The sequence below is a fragment of the Piscinibacter defluvii genome (assembly GCF_004011805.1).
Lineage (GTDB): Bacteria > Pseudomonadota > Gammaproteobacteria > Burkholderiales > Burkholderiaceae_C > Piscinibacter > Piscinibacter defluvii.
The window spans coordinates 244,774-263,787 of record NZ_RCHJ01000005.1; the positions used below are offsets into that span (position 1 = coordinate 244,774).

Annotated in this window: 17 protein-coding genes and 1 riboswitch; of the genes, 11 read left to right on the plus strand and 6 right to left on the minus strand. The window is 70.3% G+C overall.

Features of this window, described 5'->3' with window-relative positions; translation table 11 throughout:
- Positions 1-78: 78 nt before the first annotated feature.
- From D9C15_RS16665 to D9C15_RS16685, 5 genes are all read left to right on the plus strand, one after another.
- The gene (locus D9C15_RS16665; protein ID WP_127999237.1) at positions 79-996 is read left to right on the plus strand and encodes a carbohydrate ABC transporter permease; all 918 of its coding nucleotides are present in this window, start codon (positions 79-81) and stop codon (positions 994-996) included.
- 7 nt (positions 997-1,003) lie between these two features.
- On the plus strand, positions 1,004-1,846 hold the full coding sequence (locus D9C15_RS16670; RefSeq protein WP_127999239.1) for a carbohydrate ABC transporter permease: 843 nt from the start codon (positions 1,004-1,006) through the stop codon (positions 1,844-1,846).
- A gap of 5 nt (positions 1,847-1,851) precedes the next feature.
- The gene (locus D9C15_RS16675) at positions 1,852-2,973 is read left to right on the plus strand and encodes a Gfo/Idh/MocA family protein (RefSeq protein ID WP_127999241.1); all 1,122 of its coding nucleotides are present in this window, start codon (positions 1,852-1,854) and stop codon (positions 2,971-2,973) included.
- Positions 2,973-3,761: an SDR family NAD(P)-dependent oxidoreductase gene (locus tag D9C15_RS16680; protein WP_127999243.1), complete on the plus strand. Its 789-nt coding sequence runs from the start codon at positions 2,973-2,975 to the stop codon at positions 3,759-3,761. Before D9C15_RS16675 ends, D9C15_RS16680 begins: the two co-directional genes overlap by 1 nt.
- 68 nt (positions 3,762-3,829) lie before the next feature.
- Positions 3,830-5,626 (plus strand): DUF885 domain-containing protein, encoded by a 1,797-nt coding sequence (locus D9C15_RS16685; RefSeq protein ID WP_127999245.1) that lies wholly within the window; start codon positions 3,830-3,832, stop codon positions 5,624-5,626.
- Between the two features lie 5 nt (positions 5,627-5,631).
- On the opposite strand, the gene D9C15_RS16690 is transcribed toward D9C15_RS16685, so the two are convergent.
- Entirely contained in the window at positions 5,632-6,531 is a 900-nt protein-coding gene (locus D9C15_RS16690) for a LysR family transcriptional regulator (protein ID WP_127999247.1), read from the minus strand.
- 134 nt (positions 6,532-6,665) lie between these two features.
- Here D9C15_RS16690 and D9C15_RS16695 point away from each other — a divergent pair, with 134 nt between their 5' ends.
- From D9C15_RS16695 to D9C15_RS16705, 3 genes are all read left to right on the plus strand, one after another.
- Positions 6,666-7,652, plus strand: a complete 987-nt coding sequence (locus tag D9C15_RS16695; RefSeq protein ID WP_127999249.1) for a tripartite tricarboxylate transporter substrate binding protein — start codon at positions 6,666-6,668, stop codon at positions 7,650-7,652.
- A gap of 13 nt (positions 7,653-7,665) precedes the next feature.
- Positions 7,666-8,874 (plus strand): M20 aminoacylase family protein, encoded by a 1,209-nt coding sequence (locus D9C15_RS16700; RefSeq protein ID WP_127999251.1) that lies wholly within the window; start codon positions 7,666-7,668, stop codon positions 8,872-8,874.
- A 90-nt stretch (positions 8,875-8,964) separates the two neighbouring features.
- A riboswitch (glycine riboswitch) is annotated at positions 8,965-9,066 on the plus strand.
- A 51-nt stretch (positions 9,067-9,117) separates the two neighbouring features.
- Positions 9,118-10,374: a D-amino acid dehydrogenase gene (locus D9C15_RS16705; RefSeq protein ID WP_127999253.1), complete on the plus strand. Its 1,257-nt coding sequence runs from the start codon at positions 9,118-9,120 to the stop codon at positions 10,372-10,374.
- Between the two features lie 188 nt (positions 10,375-10,562).
- Here the strand turns inward: D9C15_RS16705 and D9C15_RS16710 are convergent, their stop codons facing one another.
- The 5 genes from D9C15_RS16710 to prfB form a co-directional block, all read right to left on the minus strand.
- Positions 10,563-12,065, minus strand: a complete 1,503-nt coding sequence (locus D9C15_RS16710) for a TIR domain-containing protein (RefSeq protein ID WP_164886753.1) — start codon at positions 12,063-12,065, stop codon at positions 10,563-10,565.
- 92 nt (positions 12,066-12,157) lie between these two features.
- Positions 12,158-13,177, minus strand: a complete 1,020-nt coding sequence (locus tag D9C15_RS16715; RefSeq protein ID WP_127999257.1) for a class 1 fructose-bisphosphatase — start codon at positions 13,175-13,177, stop codon at positions 12,158-12,160.
- Positions 13,178-13,184: 7 nt separating this feature from the next.
- Positions 13,185-15,872, minus strand: a complete 2,688-nt coding sequence (gene pepN, locus D9C15_RS16720; RefSeq protein WP_127999259.1) for an aminopeptidase N — start codon at positions 15,870-15,872, stop codon at positions 13,185-13,187.
- Positions 15,865-16,542, minus strand: coding sequence for an HAD family hydrolase (locus D9C15_RS16725; protein WP_240668436.1), 678 nt, complete (start codon positions 16,540-16,542; stop codon positions 15,865-15,867). The genes pepN and D9C15_RS16725 overlap by 8 nt, the downstream gene beginning before the upstream one ends.
- Before the next feature lie 4 nt (positions 16,543-16,546).
- Positions 16,547-17,651, minus strand: a protein-coding gene (prfB, locus tag D9C15_RS16730) for a peptide chain release factor 2 (protein ID WP_127999261.1) whose coding sequence is annotated in 2 segments (ribosomal slippage) — positions 16,547-17,569 and positions 17,571-17,651 — 1,104 coding nt in all. Because the reading frame shifts where the segments join, the coding sequence is not laid out codon by codon here.
- A gap of 184 nt (positions 17,652-17,835) precedes the next feature.
- On the opposite strand from prfB, the gene D9C15_RS16735 reads away from it, so the two are divergent.
- The 3 genes from D9C15_RS16735 to D9C15_RS16745 are packed head-to-tail and all read left to right on the plus strand — an operon-like array spanning position 17,836 to position 19,013.
- The gene (locus D9C15_RS16735) at positions 17,836-18,132 is read left to right on the plus strand and encodes a hypothetical protein (RefSeq protein WP_127999263.1); all 297 of its coding nucleotides are present in this window, start codon (positions 17,836-17,838) and stop codon (positions 18,130-18,132) included.
- Positions 18,129-18,701, plus strand: a complete 573-nt coding sequence (locus D9C15_RS16740; RefSeq protein ID WP_127999265.1) for a tetratricopeptide repeat protein — start codon at positions 18,129-18,131, stop codon at positions 18,699-18,701. Before D9C15_RS16735 ends, D9C15_RS16740 begins: the two co-directional genes overlap by 4 nt.
- Before the next feature lie 51 nt (positions 18,702-18,752).
- Positions 18,753-19,013 carry a DUF4212 domain-containing protein gene (locus D9C15_RS16745; RefSeq protein ID WP_127999267.1) on the plus strand — a complete coding sequence of 87 codons (261 nt, stop codon included), beginning with the start codon at positions 18,753-18,755 and terminating at the stop codon, positions 19,011-19,013.
- Position 19,014 lies beyond the last annotated feature (1 nt).

The following is a 19,014-nucleotide window of genomic DNA, read 5'->3' on the forward strand; positions in this document are numbered from 1 at the left end:
AGCCGGATCCGCGGCGGCCGCTCGATGCGAGGGGCGGGGCGTCCACGTCCGCGGTTTCGGCCACCAACTGCGTCTGACATGTCTGCTCCTCGAAGCTGGCTCGACCGCGCGAGCGACCCCAACGAGCGCACGCTCGGCGTGTTGCTGCTCGCGCCGGCCTTCCTGCTGCTGGCGCTGATCGTGGTCTACCCGATCGGCAAGCTGATCTGGAACAGCTTCTTCGACCTGCGCCTGTCCGGCGGCGGCACGGTGAAGTTCGTCGGCTGGGAGAACTACGCCCTGGTGCTGCAGGACAAGGACTTCTGGAACGCGACCAAGAACACCGTGCTGATCACGCTGATCACCGTGCCGGGCGCGCTGGTGGTCGGGCTCGGCTTGGCGATGCTCGCGAACCTGCCGTTCAAGCGGCAATGGCCGGTGCGCCTGGCGCTCCTGCTGCCCTGGGCGCTGCCGCTGTCCTTCGCCGGCCTGATCTTCGCGTGGTTCTTCCACACCGAGTACGGCGTGGTCAACGACGTGCTGCGCCGCTTCGGCCCGTCATCGTCGGGAAGCGAGCCGACGATGTGGCTCCTGCGGCCAAACTGGGCCTTCGCGGCGATCTGCGCGACGATCGTCTGGAAGACCAGCTCGTTCATGGCGCTGATCCTGCTCGCCGGCCTGCAGATGATCCCGAAGTCGCTTTACGAGGCAGCCGAGGTCGACGGTGCGAGCCGCTGGCAGCAGTTCTGGCAGATCACGATCCCGATGCTGATGCCCTCGATCATCGTCGCGCTGATCTTCCGCACCATCACCGCGCTGCAGACCTTCGACATCCCCTACACGATGACCAAGGGCGGCCCGGGCAACAGCACGGAGACGCTGGCGATGCTGATCCACAAGACGACGATCGACTACCTCGACGTCGGCTACGGCTCGACGCTGGCGGTGTTCATGTTCCTGCTGTCGCTCGCCGTGACGGCGGTCTACCTGCGCCGCATCGGCCGCAACGCCGGGTGAGGCCACGATGGTCGACAAGCCGCTGCCCTTTCTCTCGCCGAAGTCGCTGCGCCTGATCGCCGCAGGCATCGTGGTGCTCAACGGCTTCTTCCCGGCGGTGTGGATCCTGCTGACCTCGCTGAAGACCGAGGCCGAGCTGGTGAGCAAGCCCATCACCTACTGGCCGCACGGGCCGACGCTGCAGAATTACGTGCAGGCCTTCACCGACCAGCCGCTGCTGCGCTACCTCGGCAACAGCGTGGTGGTGGCGCTGGTGGCGACGGTGTTCTCGCTGCTGGTCGCCTCCTGCGCGGCCTATGCCATCGCGCGGCTGAACCTGAAGCGGCGGCAACTGATCCTGACCTGCATCGTCGCCTCGAGCATGTTCCCGCTGGTCACGCTGCTGGTGCCGATCTTCGAGACCATGCGGGCGATGAACCTGCTCAACACCTACACCGCGCTGGTGCTGCCCTACGTGGTGCTGAACCTGCCGGTCTGCACGCTGGTGCTGGTGAGCTTCTTCCAGGCCATCCCGAAAGACCTGGAGAACGCCGCGATGATCGACGGCTGCACGCGTGTCGGTGCGCTGGTGCGCGTGGTCGTGCCGCTGGCCGCGCCGGGCGTGTTCACCGCCGGCATCCTTGCCTTCGTCAACGCCTGGGACGAGTTCCTGCTGGCACTGTCGCTCAACGCCAGCGCCAGCATGCGCACGCTGCCGGTGGGCATCACGCTGTACCAGGGCGAGTTCACCTTCCCCTGGCCGATCATCTCGGCGGCGCTGATCGTCGCCATCGTGCCGATCGCGGTGCTGATCGCGGCGTTCCAGGAGCGCGTCGTCGGCGGACTCACCCAAGGTGGACTGAAGGGTTGAAGCCAGTGAAGGAGAAGATCCGCTACGGCATCATCGGCTGCGGCAGCATGGGCCGCGAGCATCTGCTGAACCTGCACGCGATGGGCGGCGCCGAGGTCACCGCCATCGCCGACCCGCACGGCCCGAGCCGCGACGCGGCGGCCACGCTGGTCGACGGCTGGCGCCCGGCGCTGTTCGAGCGCCACGAGGACCTGCTGGCCTCCGGCCGGTGCGACGCCGTCGTGATCGCCTCGCCGAACCACACCCATGCCACGGTGCTGCGCGATGCGCTCGCCACCGACCTGCCCATCCTGGCCGAGAAGCCGCTCGTCACCACGGTGGCCGACGGGCTCGACCTGCTGCGGCGCGCGCAGGGCCGGAAAGCCATCACCTGGGTGGCGCAGGAATACCGCTACATGCCGCCGGTGGCCGAGATGATCCGCATCGCGCATGCGGGCGAGATCGGCAGGCTGCACCAGGTCGGCATCCGCGAGCACCGCGAACCCTTCTACCCGAAGGTGGGCGACTGGAACCGCTTCTCCGCCAACACCGGCGGCACGCTGGTGGAGAAGTGCTGCCACTACTTCAACCTGATGGAGCTGATCCTGCGCGAGCGAGCCGTGCGTGTGTTCGCCTCGGGCGGGCAGCGCGTCAACCACCTCGACGAACGCTACGACGGCAAGGTGCCCGACATCCTCGACTCGGCCTACGTGATCGTCGAGTACGCCAGCGGCGCGCGCGCGATGCTCGACCTGTGCATGTTCGCCGAGAACTCGACCGACAACGAGCACATCGTGATCGTCGGCGCCGAAGGCAAGCTCGAATCGCTGCTGCCCTCGCTCACGCTGCGCCACGGCCGGCGCGCCGACTGGGGCCGGCGCGAGGTCTGGGGCCAGCCCTCGGGCACCGGCCGCGGCGTCTCGGTGCGGCGCGTGTGGGACACCAACATCCGCTACGCCGGCCAGCACTTCGGCGCCTCGTACATCGAGCACCAGAAGTTTGCGCAGGCGGTGCGCGAGGGGCTGCCGGCCGAGATCCCGCTCGACGAAGGCCTGCGTGCCGTGGCCGTGGGCCTGGCCGCGCACCGCAGCATCGAGACCGGCGCGCCGGTGGCCTTGCGCGACGTGCTGCCGGCGGAGCTGTGCTGATGGGCCGGGCCTACACGCAGTACGCCTCGCTGCGCGACAAGCTGGTGTTCGTCTCCGGCGGCAGCTCGGGCATCGGCGCCGAGCTGGTGCGTGCCTTCGCCGCGCAGGGCGCGCGCGTCGCCTTCTGCGGCACCCGGCCGGAAGGCGGCCGGGCGCTGATCGACGAGCTGGTCGCTGCCGGCCACCCGGCACCGTGGTACGGCGCCTGCGACGTGCGCGACGTGGCAGCCTACCAGGCGCTGCTGACCGCGCTGATGAGCGAGCAGGGCCCGGTGCACGTGCTCGTCAACAACGCCGGCCGCGACGACCGGCACGCGATGGAGGAGGTCACGTCCGAGTTCTGGGACGACCGCCTGGCGCTGAACCTGAAGCACTACTTCTTCGCCATCCAGGCCGTGACGCCGAAGATGGCGGAATCAGGCGGCGGCAGCATCGTCAACATGGGTTCGGTGAGCTGGATGCGCGGCCGGCCCCACCTGGTGGGCTACACCACCGCCAAGGCGGGCATCCTCGGCCTGACGCGCACGCTGGCGCGCGAGCTGGGCGGCCGGAACATCCGCGTCAACGCGATCGTGCCCGGCGCGATCGTCACCGAGCGCCAGACCACCTTGCACCGCGACCCGGCCGCGGACCAGGCCTTCCTCGATGCGCAGTGCCTGAAGATCCGGCTCGACCCGGGCCACGTGGCGCGCGCGACCCTGTTCCTCGCCAGCGACGACGCCGACGGCATGACCGGGCAGCATGTGCTGGTGGACGCGGGCATCGCGCAGCAGTCGGTGATCGTCTAGGGCCTAGGGGCTCGTCACGCCGAGGGCGCGGCCCCTATGCTTGGGCGCCGCGAACTCCCCACCCGACGATGCCCCCGAACCTGCTGTCCGCCCGTGGACCGACACGCCGCCAGGTCCTGCTCGGCGCGGCCGGCGCAGCGCTGGTCGGCCCGGCGCGCGCTGCCGATCCGGCGCGGGCCCTGGCTTCGCTCGCCGAGCGCTACTACGAGGCGCAGGCGCGCTTCGATCCGCTCTACGCCGCCACGCTGTTCGGCGACAACCGCTTCGACGACCGCCTGCCGCTGACCATCGCGCCGGCGCAGCGCCAGGCCCGCTTCTCGATGCTGCGCGAGGCACAGCGCGAGCTGGCGCTGATCCCGCGCGCCGCGCTCGCGCCGGGCGACGCGCTGACGCACGACCTGCTGGCGCGCGAGCTGGCCACGCGGCTCGGCTTCGAACCTTTCCCGGACCACCTGATGCCGCTGCAGCAGATGGATTCGGTGCCCGTGCTGCTGGCCAACTTCGCCAGCGGGCAGGGCGAGCAGCCGCTGGCCACGCCGGCGCAGCAACGTGCCTACCTGAAGCGCGTCGGCAGCCTTCCGGCCTGGTCGGCGCAGGCCATCGCCAACATGCGCGAGGGCATGGCCCGCGGCGTCGTGCGGCCGCGCCCGGTGGTCGAATCGGTGCTGGCGCAGCTGCGCCCGCTGGGCAGCCGCCGGCTCGAGGAGAACCCGTTCTGGGGCCCGGCCACGCGCCTGCCGGCGGCCTGGCCGGCACGCGAGCGCCAGCGCCTGCAGCAGGCCTGGCGCGCGGTGGTCGAGCGCCAGGTGGCCCCGGCGATGCGCCAGCTGGCCGAGTTCGTCGAGCGCGAGTACCTGCCCGCCAGTGCCAGCGCACCGGGCTGGGGTGCGTTGCCCGACGGCGCGGCCTGGTACCGCCAGTGGGTGCGCGACCAGACCACCACCGAGCTCGGCCCGGAGGAGATCCACGCGCTCGGGCGCCAGGAGGTGGCACGCATCCAGGCCGAGCTGGCGCGCCTCGGCCCGGCGCTCGGCTACGCCGGCGAGCCGCGCGGCCTGCTCGCCTGGGTGCACGAGCAGGCGCGCTTCCGGCCGTTCCGCAGCGAGGCGCAGATCATCGAGGCCTACCGCGAGATCGACCGGCGCGTGCGCGAGCAGCTGCCGCGCCTGTTCGGCCGCCGGCCGCGCGCCGGCCTCGACATCCGCCCCGAGCCCGAGCTGACCCGCGCCACCGCCTCCGACCACTATGCCGTGCCGGCCGAAGACGGATCGCGGCCCGGCATCTTCTGGGCCGTGATCAACGATCCGGCCAGCTACGAATCCACCGGCATGGCGGCGCTGTTCCTGCACGAGGGCCAGCCGGGCCACCACTTCCAGATGGCGCTGCAGCAGGAGATGCGCCTGCCGAGCTTCCGGCGCCGCGGCTGGATCAACGCCTACGGCGAGGGCTGGGCGCTGTACGCCGAGACGCTGGGCCACGAGATGGGGCTGTACGAGGACCCGGCCGCCTATGTCGGCCAGCTGCGCCTGGAGGTGTTTCGCGCGGCGCGGCTGGTGGTCGACACCGGCCTGCACGCGCAGGGCTGGAGCGTCGAGCAGGCCGTGGCCTACCTGGTGGACGAGGCCGGCCTGTGGCCGCCGATCGCGCAAAGCCAGGTGCTGCGCTATCTCGCCTGGCCGGCCCAGGCGCTGGGCTACAAGATCGGCTCGCTGAAGATCCAGCAGCTGCGCGAGCGCGCGCGGCAGGCGCTCGGCGAGCGCTTCGACATCGCGGCGTTCCACGACGCCGTGCTGGGCGACGGGCCGCTGCCGCTGGCGCTGCTGGAGCAGCGCATCGAGGGGTGGATCGCGGCGCGGCGCGGGTGAGCTGGTCAGCGCGCGGCGGGTGGGTCCTGCAGCTGCTGCGCCATCAGCCGGCGCACGTCCGCGAGCCCCGGCGGCTCGCTGCGGCGCGCCAGCGTGACCAGGCCGAAGCGGGCGGTGGCGTCGAGTGCCGGACGCAGCGTCAGTTCGACCAGCCCGGGCGCGGCGGCACGGATGGCCAGCAGCACCGCGTCGCTGTGTAGCGCCACCTCGACCAGGCTCGGGAGCTCGTCGCAGCGCAGCGTGACGCATTCGCCCGGGTGTGCGCGTGGCCCGTAGCGCTCGATCAGCAGGCGCGCCACCTCGTCGGACAGCGGCGTGGAGGCGATCGGGTAACGCAGCAGGTCGTCGAAGGCCACGCCGCCACGGCGCCGCGCCAGCGGGTGGCCGCGGCGCACCATGAAGGCGCCGCGCATCTCGTGCAGGAACTCGGCGCGCAGGTCGGCGGCCGGGCGCAGCGAACGCGCGTCGACCACCAGCGCATCCAGCGTGCGCCCGCGCAGCGCCTGCACCAGCAGCTCGGTACCGCCGCGTGCGATCTCGAGTCGCAGCTGCGGCCGCTGCTGCGCCGTCTGCAGCAGCAGCGGTGTCATCAGCATCGCGCCCGGGCCCGAGCCCATGCCCAGGCGCAGCACGCCCGCCTCGCCCGAGCGGTGGCGCCGGCTGCTGGCCTGCAGTTCGTCGGCGTCGGTCAGCAGCAGCTTGGCGCGCTCCAGCGTCTCGCGGCCGAAGGGCGTCAGCTCGATGCGGCGGCCGATGCGGTCGAACAGCGCCGTGCCGAGCTCGTCCTCGAGCGCACGGATGCTGCGGCTGAGCGCGGGCTGGGTGAGGAACTGCGCCTGCGCGGCCTTGCTGAACGAGCCGGTCTCGGCCAGCGAGACGAGGTGCCGGAGCTGCACGAGGGTCATGGTCGGGCCTGCTTCGATCCAACGTCAGAATCATACTGATTCAAAGAACAATGCATTGGACTTTGTTTTTGGCCGCTCCTACATTGGCCCCGCACCCTGCCTGAACGCCGGGATCCACCCTTCGAGGAGTCCGTATGCCGAAGCTCACGTTCCCCCGCTCCCTGGTCCTCGCGGCCGGCCTGCTGCTCGGCGCCGGCGCAGCCGTCGCGCAGGGCTCGCCCGGCAAGCCGGTCAACCTGATGGTTCCCTACCCGGCGGGTGGCCCGTCGGACGCGATCGCGCGCATCTTCAACGTCCCGCTCGGCAAGGAGCTCGGCCAGCAGGTGCTGGTGGAGAACCTGGGCGGCGTCAGCGGCGCGCTGGCGGCGCAGAAGGTGCTGGCGGCACCGGCCGACGGCCACTACGTCTTCCAGGGTTCGCCCAACGAGGTGATCCTCTCGCCGCTGGCCAATGCCGCGGTGAAGCTGAAGACCGAGGACTTCCGCCTCGTGCACCCGGTGGCCGATGCGGTGATGGTGTTCGTGACGCGCAAGGACCTGCCGGTCAACAGCGTCGACGAGCTGATCGCGCTGGCGCGCCAGTCGTCCGCCAAGCCGCTGACCTACGGCAGCGTGGGCGTCGGCTCGCTCTACCACCTGATCCTCGAGCACGTGCAGGCCTCGACCGGCATCACGCTCGCGCACGTGCCGTACAAGGGCAACGCGCCGCTGCTGCAGGACATCGGCGGCGGGCAGGTCGACTTCGCCGTGCTGGTCTACAGCGCCGCGATGGGCGCGCTGGCCGAACAGGGGCGCCTGAAGGTGATCGGCCAGCTCGGCGCACAGCGCTCGGAGCTGCTGAAGAACGTGCCCACGGTCGGCGAAGGCCAGGCCCTGAAGAACTTCTCCTACAAGATCTGGACCGGCTTCATGGTGCCGAAGAACACGCCCGAGGACGTGGTCGTGCGGCTGCACGCCGCGATCGGCCGGACGCTGCAGGACCCGACCGTGCGCACGCAGCTCGCGGCGCAGACCCAGCATCCGTCGGCGCCGATGACGCTGGCCGAGGCGACGAAGTTCTTCGACGCCGAGACGGCACGTTATCGCGCCATCGCGAAGCAGATCAACCTGCAGCCGCAGTGAGCGCGGAGGCGACGTGACCTACCTGCTGGACGCCGCGCGACAGCGCGCCGCCGAGTTCATCGGCCTGCGGCGCGACATCCACCGCCACCCGGAGCTGGCCTTCGAGGAGCACCGCACCGCCGCGCTGGTGGCCGACAAGCTCGCGACCTGGGGCTACACGGTGGAACGCGGCCTGGGCGGCACCGGCGTGGTCGGCACGCTGGTGCGCGGCCAAGGGCTGCGCCGGCTCGGCCTGCGCGCCGACATGGACGCGCTGCCGATCAGCGAGGCGAGCGGCGTCGAGTGGGCCAGCCGGCGCCCCGGGCTGATGCACGCCTGCGGCCACGACGGCCACACCGCGATGCTGCTGGCCGCCGCGCGCCATCTGGCCGAGGAAGGGCGCTTCGACGGCACGCTGAACCTGATCTTCCAGCCGGCCGAGGAGGGCGGCGGCGGCGCGCTGCGCATGATGGCCGACGGCCTATTCGAGAAGCACCCCTGCGACGCCGTGTTCGCGATGCACAACATGCCCGGCATCGCGCAGGGCCGGCTGGTGCTGCGCGAGGGCGCGGCGATGGCCTCGTCGGACTACGCCACCATCACGCTCACCGGCACCGGCGGCCACGGCGCGATGCCGCAGCACGCGGCCGATCCGGTGGTGGCGGCCGCCAGCCTGGTGATGGCGCTGCAGACCGTGGTGTCGCGCAACGTCGATCCGCTGCAGGCCGCAGTGGTGACGGTGGGTGCGCTGCACGCGGGCCAGGCCAACAACGTGATCCCGGCCAGCGCCACGCTCGAGCTCAGCGTGCGTGCGCTCGACCGCGGGGTGCGCACGCTGCTCGAGCAGCGCATCCGCGCGATCGCGCTGTCGCAGGCGCAGAGCTTCGGCGTCAGCGCGCAGGTCGACTGGCGCGCCGGCTACGCGGTGCTCGTCAACACGCCGTGGGAGACCGCGCTGGCGCGCGAGGTGGCGCTCGATCTGCTCGGGCCGGACCACGTCACGCTGCAGGGCCCGCCGCTGACCGGCAGCGAGGATTTCGCGTTCATGCTCGAGCGCGTGCCCGGCAGCTACCTGCTGATCGGCAACGGCGACGCGGGCGACGACCGTCCCTGCGGCGGCGGCTGCATGGTCCACCATCCCGGCTACGACTTCAACGACGCCAACATCGCGGTCGGCAGCGCCTTCTGGGTGCGGCTGGCGCAGCGCTTCCTGAGCGCGGAGGGCCTGCCCCAGCACCCGTAGAATCCCTTTTCTGCAGGAGAGTGCCGGGCCCGTGCCCGGCCCCCGAAGGCGCAAACTCCCATGAACGCTCAGGGCCCGTACTGCACCACACCATCGCCGTCTGGAGAGCCGTCACACGCGTGACGCACCGAAGGAGCAAGGCGCCCCGCGCGGGCGTCGAAACTCTCAGGTACCGAGGACAGGGGGAGCGGCAAGCGCACGACATCCGTCGTGCGCGTGACCTGTTCCTTCGGAGTCCTGATCATGAACGTGGTGGTACTCGGCGCCGGCCTGCTCGGCGTCACCTCGGCCTACTTCCTGCGCCAGCAGGGATTCGACGTCACCGTCATCGACCGCCAGGCCGCGCCGGCGGCCGAAACCAGCTTCGCCAACGGCGGGCAGATCTCGGTCAGCCATGCCGAACCCTGGGCCAACCCCGGTGCGCCGCTGAAGCTGCTGAAGTGGCTCGGCAAGGAGGACGCGCCGCTGCTCTTCCGCCTGCGCGCCGACATGCGCCAGTGGCTCTGGGGCCTGCAGTTCCTGCGCGAATGCACGCCGGCGCGCACGCGCCACAACATCGCGCAGATCGTGCGCCTGGGCACCTACAGCCGCGACACGCTGCAGCAGCTGCGCCGCGACCGGCAGATCGCCTACGACGAGCGCACCCAGGGCATCCTGCACTTCTACACGAGCGAGAAGGAGTTCGACGCCGCCGAGGCGCCGGCCGCGCAGATGCGCGCGCTCGGCTGCGAGCGCCGCGTGATCTCGGCCGACGAGGCGGTGCGGCTGGAGCCCGCGCTGCGCCACATCCGCCCCGCATTGGCCGGCGCCACCTACACCGCGGAAGACGAGTCGGGCGACGCGAACCGCTTCGCGCGCGAGCTGGTCAAGCGCTGCGAGGCCGACGGCGTGCGGTTCCTGATGAGCCACACCGTCACCGCGCTGCGCGAGGCGGGCGGCGAGATCGACCATGTCGAGGCCACCGACGGCGAGGGCCGCTTCCAGCAGATCCGCGCCGATGCCTACGTGCTGGCGATGGGCAGCCTGTCGCCGCTGCTCGCCAAGCCGCTGGGCATCACGCTGCCGATCTACCCGGCCAAGGGCTACTCGGTGACGATGCCGGTGAAGGACGCCTCGATGGCGCACCAGGTCTCGCTCACCGACGACGAGTACAAGCTGGTGTTCTCGCGCCTCGGCGATCGCCTGCGCATCGCCGGCACGGCCGAACTGAACGGCTACGACCGCGACCTGAACCGCGTGCGCTGCGAGGCCATCGTGCGGCGCGTCGAGCAGCTCTTCCCCGGCGCCGGCGACACGAGCCGGGCGCAGTTCTGGACCGGGCTGCGCCCGGCCACGCCGAGCAACGTGCCGATCATCGGCCGCTCGAAGCTGCGCAAGCTGTTCCTCAACACCGGCCACGGCACGCTGGGCTGGACGCACTCCTGCGGCTCGGGCAAGAGCATCGCGCGCATCGTGGCGGGGCTGAAGCCGGAGATCGACTTCGCCTTCGCGGGGAGCTGAGCCGCGTCCGTGTTGTCTTGCACAGGGCTCGGGCCGGCTCCCGGCCCGGTGCAGTCCGTCGACGGCTGATGTCGGCGCGCCCGCTCATGGTCGCCGGTCGACGGCGGTAACCGCGTCTGCCGGTCCCATCGCGGGCGCCCACCGGGCACCGCGTGAGCAGGCCTCGCTGGGGACGGGGCAAACCGGTGCTACTTCGGTGCGGCGCCGGGCGCGGATCCCGCCAGCCTACCGTCGATCGAGACCTCGACGATCTGCGGCATCCTGCCTTGACCACCGCCGTCGGCCCGGAAGGTGGTCATGAGCTGGCGGCGCCGCTGCGGGTCGAAGCTGACATGGACCCATCTGCCAAGCTCCAGGTAGAGCTGGTCGATATCCGCCATGACCTCTGACTGCTCGATGGTGCGGGCGATCCGATAGGGCGTGCCGAACTCTTCGCAGGTGATGTCGAAGGCGTAGCCGGTTGCGTGGTGCGTCGTCATCGCGCCCCGGAGGGCCCGATTGAGCGCCGGTCCGCGGTACCCGGAGACGATCCTGATCGGGCATCCCTTCAGCAGCTCCTTGATGCGATCCAGGTGCTGCGCGCTGCTGCGAAGACGCTCGAACGAGTCGGGGTCCGGCGCGTTCTCGATGCCTCGCATGCCGGCCGTTTCGGACAGCGTCAGGTCGGCGAGCGTGAAATGCCGGGAGAGCCGTATGTTTGCGCGCAGACCCGAGGTGATCTGCCGTCCCAGATCGCGCGCCTGCGCAGCAACCCGAGGATCGGTTCCGACCGTGCCCTCGAGCTGGAGCAGCACCGAATCGAGCTGGGCGCGCAGCTTCTCGACGCCTTGGTTGAATTCGGCCACATCGCGCCTGGCGTCAGCGACGCGCGACCTTTCGGCCTTGACGTTGTCCTGTTCACGACGGACTTCGCGATTGAGATCGATGACCTTGAGCCCTCCCCACGCAGTCACCAGCAGCAGCAAAGCCATCAGCAATCCGACGGCGACGAGTGCCCGTCTGGCGCGCCCCAACGCCCGGCCGCGCTCCGCCTGTGCGGAGGCAACCTCCTCCAGACGCTTTCGCTCAGCATTGGTTCGGGTCTGCTCGGCGGCCTCGCTTTCGCCTATGAAGGCGCGGTGCAGTTCGGTGGGTGCCGGTGCGGGCGCCGCCCAGGTGGCCAGCCAGGTCTTGGCCGCGTCGAGTTCCGCGCCGCGCAGCAGCAGGGCTTCGGAACGACCGCGGCCCTCCCAACGCGCAGCGAGTTCTGCGAGCCGGGTGTGTTCCCGGATCCAGTCGACATCCAGTCGCAGCGCCTGGGACAGGTCGCGCAGGCCGGCGGCAAACGAGCGGCCTCCCGAGAACAAGACGTAGTTGCGGCGCCGCAGCGCTGCGGGCGTGTCGGCCTCGGTCACGTCGATGGCCACGATCGGGAGGATGCGCTTGGACAGTTCCTCGGCCTTCTGGACTTCCCAGGCGCATCGCGGCGACTTGACGGCCGCGGGCGTGATGATGAACACGACCGTATCGGCCGCCAGGATGAGGTCCGCGAGGCGCTCCTCCCATGCCTCGCCCGCGGCGATGTCATGTCGGTCGAGGAACGGGTCGAAGCCGGCCACGTCCAGGCCGGTCATCAGTTCCTCGGCGAACACCGTCGCATCCGCGCGTGCGTACGAGATAAACACGCGCAAGCGTTGCCGAGCGTCGTCCATGCCGCTCTCCGTCACCATGTCCGCAGGGCACATTCGACCGGCAATGCCCGGACCGCGTCAAGTGCGGTCGATTCGAATGTGACGCGGCAGCTTCAGGAGCCCGTCGCCGCCTCGCGGTGGTATGTGGACACCCGCTCGACCTCGTTCTTCGACCCGAGCATCACGCTCACGCGCTGGTGCAGCGCCGTCGGCACGATGTCGAGGATGCGCTGCGTGCCGTCGGTGGCGGCGCCGCCGGCCTGCTCGACGAGGAAGCTCATCGGGTTGGCCTCGTAGAGCAGGCGCAGCTTGCCCGGCTTGTCGGGCTCGCGCTTGTCCCAGGGGTACATGAAGATGCCGCCGCGCGTCAGGATGCGGTGCACGTCGGCCACCATGCTGGCGACCCAGCGCATGTTGAAGTCCTTGCCGCGCGGGCCGTCCTTGCCGGCCAGGCATTCGTCGATGTAGCGCCGCATCGGCGCCGCCCAGTGGCGCAGGTTGGACATGTTGATCGCGAACTCCTTGGTGTCCGCCGGGATCTGCAGGTGGTCGGCGGTGAGCACCCAGGAGCCCATCTCGCGGTCGAGCGTGAACACCGCGACGCCTTCGCCCACCGTCAGCACCAGCATGCTCTGCGGGCCGAAGATGCAGTAGCCGGCGGCGGCCTGGGCGCGGCCGGGCTGCAGGAAATCCTGCTCGCTCACGCCGCGGTGGTGGCCCACCTTGCGCAGCACCGAGAAGATGGTGCCGATGCTGACGTTGACGTCGATGTTGCTCGAGCCGTCCAGCGGGTCGAACAGCAGCAGGTACTCGCCCTGCGGGTAGCGGTTGGGCACGAGGTGGATCGAGTCCATCTCCTCGCTGGCCATCGCGGCCAGGTGGCCGCCCCATTCGTTGGCCTCGATCAGCACCTCGTTGGCGATGATGTCGAGCTTCTTCTGCACCTCGCCCTGCACGTTCTCGGTGCCGGCCGTGCCCAGCACCTCGCCGAGCGCGCCCTTGTTGACCGAGATCGCGATGGTCTTGCAGGCGCGCGCCACCACCTCGATCAGCAGGCGCAGCTCGGCCGGGATGTGGCCGTGCTCGCGCTGCTGCTCGACCAGGTATTGCGTCAGGCTGACTCGGCGTGCCATGGTGTCCTCAATGTCCTTCCAGCGCGCGGCTCACCACCTCGCGCACGTCGTCGGAGAGTTCGGTGCGCGCGGCGACGCGGCTGATCGCCTCGCGCGCCGCGCTGCGACAGGGCTCGGCCAGGTGGCTCCAGCGGTCCATCGCGCGGGCGATGCGCGCGGCCAGCACCGGGTTGATCGCGTCCAGCTCGATCACCCGCTCGGCCCAGAACACGTAGCCGGCCGCGTCGTGGCGGTGGAAGGCGGCCGGGTTCTCGGCGCACAGCGCGCGCACCAGGCTGCGCGCGCGGTTCGGGTTGGCGAGCGTGAAGTCCGGGTGCTTCATCAGCGCCTTCACGCGCGCGAACACGCGGCCCTCGCGCTCGGGGGCGGTGGCCTGCAGCTGGAACCACTTGTCGATCACCAGCGGCTCGTGGCGGAACATCTCGTGGAAGCGCGGCAGCGCCAGGTCGGCCATCTCCGAATGCGCCGCCAGCAGCGCCCACAGCGCGCCCTCGCGGTCGGTCATGTTGGTGGCGTCCTTGAAGCGCTGGTAGGCCTTGCCCTGCCACAGCACCTCGCCGCGCGCCGTGCCGTCCAGGCACAGCATCGCCAGCGCCAGGTTGGCCAAGGCGCGCTGGCCGGCGGACACCGGGTCGCTGCGGTAGCCGCCGCGCACCTGGTGCGCCTCCCAGGCCCAGGCCCAGTCGTCGCGCAGCGCATGCGCCAGCTGCAGCTGGAGCGCCTCGCGCGCGGCGTGGATCTTCTGCGGGTCGACCTGGCGGCACTGCTCGGCGATGAAGGTCTCGCTCGGCAGGGTCAGCACCAGGGCCTTGAAGGCGGCGTCGAGCGCCGGGTGGCGCAGCACGCCGCGCATCGCGTCGACGAACGCGGCGTCGGGCTGCGCCGGAATGTCGCCGTCGATTGCCGCCAGCAGCCGGTTCAGCGCCAGGCGCTGGCCGGCCTCCCAGCGGTTGAACGCGTCGGCGTCGTGCTGCAGCAGCACCAGCAGGTCGGCATCGCCCAGGTCGTCCGACAGGGTCACCGGCGCCGAGTAGTGACGCAGCAGCGAGGGCACCGGCTCGTCGTCCAGGTCGACGAAGGTGAACACGCTGCGCGGCTCCTCGAGCACCAGCACGCGCTCGGTGGGCGCCTCGCCGTCCTCGCCGTGGAAGCGCAGCGGCAGGGCGCGCCCGTCGCGTGCCAGCAGGCCCATCGCCAGCGGGATCACGTACGGCAGCTTGTCGGGCTGGCCGGGCGTGGGCAGGCCCTGCTGCGTGAGCTCGAGCGTGTAGCGGCGCGTCAGCGTGTCGTAGCGGCCGCGTGCGCTGACGCGCGGCGTGCCGGCCTGGCTGTACCAGCGCTTGAACTGCGGCAGCGCATGGGCCAGCGCCGAGCCCGGGTTGGCGTCGGCGATGGCCTGCGCGAAGTCGTCGCAGGTGACGGCCTGGCCGTCGTGGCGCTCGAAGTACAGCGTCATGCCCTTGGCGAAGCCCTCGCGGCCCACCAGCGTCTGCATCATGCGCACCACCTCGGCGCCCTTCTCGTAGACGGTGGCGGTGTAGAAGTTGTCGATCGCCAGGTACTGGTCGGGCCGCACCGGGTGCGCCATCGGGCCGGCGTCCTCGGGGTACTGGCGCTCGCGCAGCATACGCACGTCCTCGATGCGCTTGACGGCGCGCGCCGTCGGCGTTCCCGCCATGTCCTGGCTGAACTCCTGGTCGCGGAACACCGTCAGGCCTTCCTTCAGGCTGAGCTGGAACCAGTCGCGGCAGGTGATGCGGTTGCCGGTCCAGTTGTGGAAGTACTCGTGGCCGACCACGCTCTCGATGCCGGCGTAGTCGCCGTCGGTGGCGGTGGCGGGGTTGGCCAGAACGTACTTCGTGTTGAAGATGTTCAGGCCCTTGTTCTCCATCGCGCCCATGTTGAAGTCGCCCACCGCGACGATCATGAAACGCTCGAGGTCGAGCTTCAGGCCGAAGCGCGCCTCGTCCCAGATGACGCTCGCGATCAGCGAGTTCATCGCGTGCTCGGTCTTCTCCAGGTCGCCGCGGCGCACCCAGACCTGCAGCAGGTGGTCCTGGCCCGAGCGCGTGCGCACGTGCTGCTGGCGCGCCACGAGATCCGCCGCGACGAGCGCGAACAGGTAGCTCGGCTTCGGGAAGGGGTCGTGCCACTTGGCGTAGTGGCGGCCGTTGTCCAGATCGCCTTCTTCGACCAGGTTGCCGTTGGACAGCAGCACCGGCCAGCGCTTCTTGTCGGCGCGTAGGGTGACGGTGTACACCGCCATCACGTCGGGGCGGTCGAGGAAGTAGGTGATGCGGCGGAAGCCCTCCGCCTCGCACTGCGTGAAGAAGCCCCCGCCCGAGGTGTAGAGGCCCGACAGCGCGCTGTTCTTCTCCGGCGCGCAGGTGTTGCGGATCTCGAGCGTGAAGCGGCCCTCGGCGTCGCCGGCCGGCGGGTTGTCGATCACCAGCAGCGCGCCCTCGTGGCGGAACGAGACGCTTTGCCCGTCGGCCAGCACGCGCAGCAGCGTCAGGCCCTCGCCGTTGAGCACCAGCGGCTCGCCGGGGCGCTCGGCGTTGCGTTGCAGCGTCATGCGGCTGCTGACCAGGGTCTTGGCCGGGTCGAGGTCGAAGCTCAGCTCGACGTTGCGGATCCAGAAGGCCGGCGCGCGGTAGTCCTCGCGGCGCACGACCTGGGCGATGCCTTCACGCATGGTGTTGTTCTCGCTTGCGGAGCAGGGAAGGGAGATCGAGGCCGGCGAAATCCGCCGCCGTGGCCAGCAGGTTGGGGTAGCCGGCAAAGGCCTCGGCCGGGAGCGTGGTGGTCAGCGCCACGGCGTCCATGCCGGCGCGCCGCGCGGCCTCCACGCCCAGCGGCGCGTCCTCGAACACGATGCAGCGCGCCGGCTCCACGCCGAGGCGGCGCGCGGCCTCGAGGAAGATGTCCGGCTCGGGCTTGCCGCGCAGGCCGTCGGCGGGCGAGGTGACCGTCTCGACCCACTCGCGGATCGGGAAGCGGCCGAAGGCGAGCGCCATGTTCTCCGGCGTCGAGGCGGTGCACACCGCCATGCGCAGGCCGGCCGCCTTGGCCGCCTCGGCGAAACGCTGCGCCCCGCCGATCAGCGCCAGCGTGCGCGCGGCGATCTCGCGGTAGATCGCCTCCTTCTCGTCGGCCAGCGCGTCGATCTCGGCGCGGCTGGCGGCCGGGTACATCTCGGCCAGGATCTCGGCGTTGGTGCGCCCGGCGGTGGCCTTGAAGAAGGCGTCGGCGTCGATGGCCAGGCCGCGTCGCGCATGCCACTCGACCCAGGCGTCATGGTGGTGCGGCATGCTGTCGATCAGCGTGCCGTCGAGGTCGAACAGCAGGGCCTGCACGTCGCACACGGCGTCAGACCCCCTGCTTCAGGCTGGCTTCGATGAAGGCGTCGAGGTCGCCGTCGAGCACCTTCTGCGTGTTGCTGATCTCGACGTTGGTGCGCAGGTCCTTGATGCGGCTCTGGTCCAGCACGTAGCTGCGGATCTGGTGGCCCCAGCCCACGTCGGTCTTGCTGTCCTCGAGCTTCTGCTGCGCCTCGCGCTGCTTGCGCATCTCGTGCTCGTACAGGCGCGAGCGCAGCATCTGCCAGGCCTCGTCGCGGTTGCGGTGCTGGCTGCGGTCGTTCTGGCACTGCACGACGATGCCGGTCGGGATGTGCGTCAGGCGCACCGCCGAGTCGGTCTTGTTGATGTGCTGCCCGCCCGCGCCGCTGGCGCGGAAGGTGTCGGTGCGCACGTCGGCCGGGTTGATCTCGATCTCGATCGAGTCGTCCACCTCGGGGTAGACGAACAGGCTGGCGAAGCTCGTGTGGCGGCCGCCCGAGCTGTCGAACGGGCTCTTGCGCACCAGGCGGTGCACGCCGGTTTCGGTGCGCAGCAGGCCGTAGGCGTACTCGCCCTCCACCTTGACCGTGGCGCTGCGGATGCCGGCCACGTCGCCCTCGGTCTCCTCCATCACCTCGGCCTTGAAGCCCTTGCGCTCGCAGTACTTCAGGTACTGGCGCAGCAGCATCTGCGCCCAGTCGCAGGCCTCGGTGCCGCCGGCGCCGGCCTGGATGTCGATGAAGCAGTTGGCCGGGTCCGCCGGGTTGTTGAACATGCGGCGGAACTCGAGCTGCTCGACGATCTCGCGCAGCTTGGCGGTCTCGGCCTCGATGGCCGCGAGGCTCGCCTCGTCGCCATCGGCCTTGGCCATCTCGTACAGCTCGGTGTTGTCACCGAGGTTGCCCTCGAGGTGGCGGATGGTGTCGACCACCGTCTCGAGTGATTTCTTCTCGCGCCCCAGTTCTTGTGCGCGCTTGGGCTCGTTCCAGACGTTCGGGTTCTCGAGCGCCGCGTTGACCTCGTTCAGGCGCAGTGCCTTGCGGTCGTAGTCAAAGATACCTCCGCAGCGCGTCGGTGCGCGCGCTCAGGTCGGCCAGCATGTTGCCGATCTGGTTGATGCGTTCGATGTCCATGGTGCGGGGCGCTCCGGAAAGGGGCGCATTCTCGCATGGTGGTCTGCGCACGCATCCTGGCAGTTCTTTCAGGCCGCGATTGCGGGTTTGCCCGATCCGGGGAAGCGCGCGGCCCGGCCCGACTTGTCAGAAAGCTGTAAGCCGTCTCGTCAGAAAGTCCTGCACTTTCCTTACAAGGGTGCGAATGCTGCTGTTCGTCTCGTCGGTGAAGCTGGTGGCGGAGATCGCATTGCTCGCGCTGGCCGGGCAGTTCCTGCTCGCGCTGCTGGCCGGCGCCAGGCGCGAGCGCAACTTCTTCTACCGGCTCCTGCAGATCCTGACCAACCCGTTCGTGCGCGGCGTGCGCCTGATCACCCCGCGTGTCGTGCTGGACCGCCACATCCCGCTGGCCGCCTTCGTGCTGCTGGCGATGGTGTGGGCGATCGCGACCCTCGTGAAGATCAACCTCTGCCTGCAAGTCGGCGTGGAGCACTGCAAATGAATCTCGCCTACACCGGCCACAAGCTCAAAGCCCTGGCGCTGCTCGTGCTGGGCCGCCAGGCCGCCGCCGAGGCGGTGTTCGACGCCATGCTGGCGCAGTTCCCCGGCGACGCCTATGCGCTGGCCAGCCGGGCCCACCTGCGTGCCCAGCGCGGCGCGCGCGACGCCGCCATCGCCGACCTGCAGGCGCTGGTGGCCGCGCACCCGGCGCGCAGTGCCGCGGACTGGTTCAACCTCGCCTTCATGCTCGAGGAGGCCGACCGGGTGGACGACGCCGAGGCCGCCTTCCGCCGCGCCGTCGAACTCGACGACAAGCTCGACCGCGCCTGGTACGGCCTCGGCCTGACCCTGATCCGCCAGCGCCGCTTCGACGAGGCCGTCGCCGCGCTGAAGCGCAACACCGAACTGCAGCCCATGAGCCCGTACGGCTGGTACCAGCTGGCCCGGGTGCACGTGGACCGCCACGAACCCGAGGAGGCGCGCCGGATCATCCGCCACCTGAAGGGCTTCGAGCCGAAGGTCGCCGCGCAGCTCGAGCGCGAGACCGGGCTCGCGGTGCAGGAGTCGTAGCAGCAAGAGGGCCGGGCCATCCCCGGAAGAGAGTACGTCGGAGGCATATCGATGCAGCAACTGACAGAGAGGCACCACCAGTACTGGCGCAAGAATCTGAGGATCACCGGCATCCTGCTGGCGATCTGGTTCGTCGTCACCTACGTGGTCGGGTTCTACGCACGCGAGCTGAACTTCACCTTCTTCGGCTGGCCGTTCAGCTTCTGGGTCGCGTCCCAGGGCGCGCTGATCGTCTATGTCGTCATCATCTGGTTCTACGCTCGCTACATGAACAAGCTGGACCAGGAACACGGCGTCGCCGAGGAGGAATGAC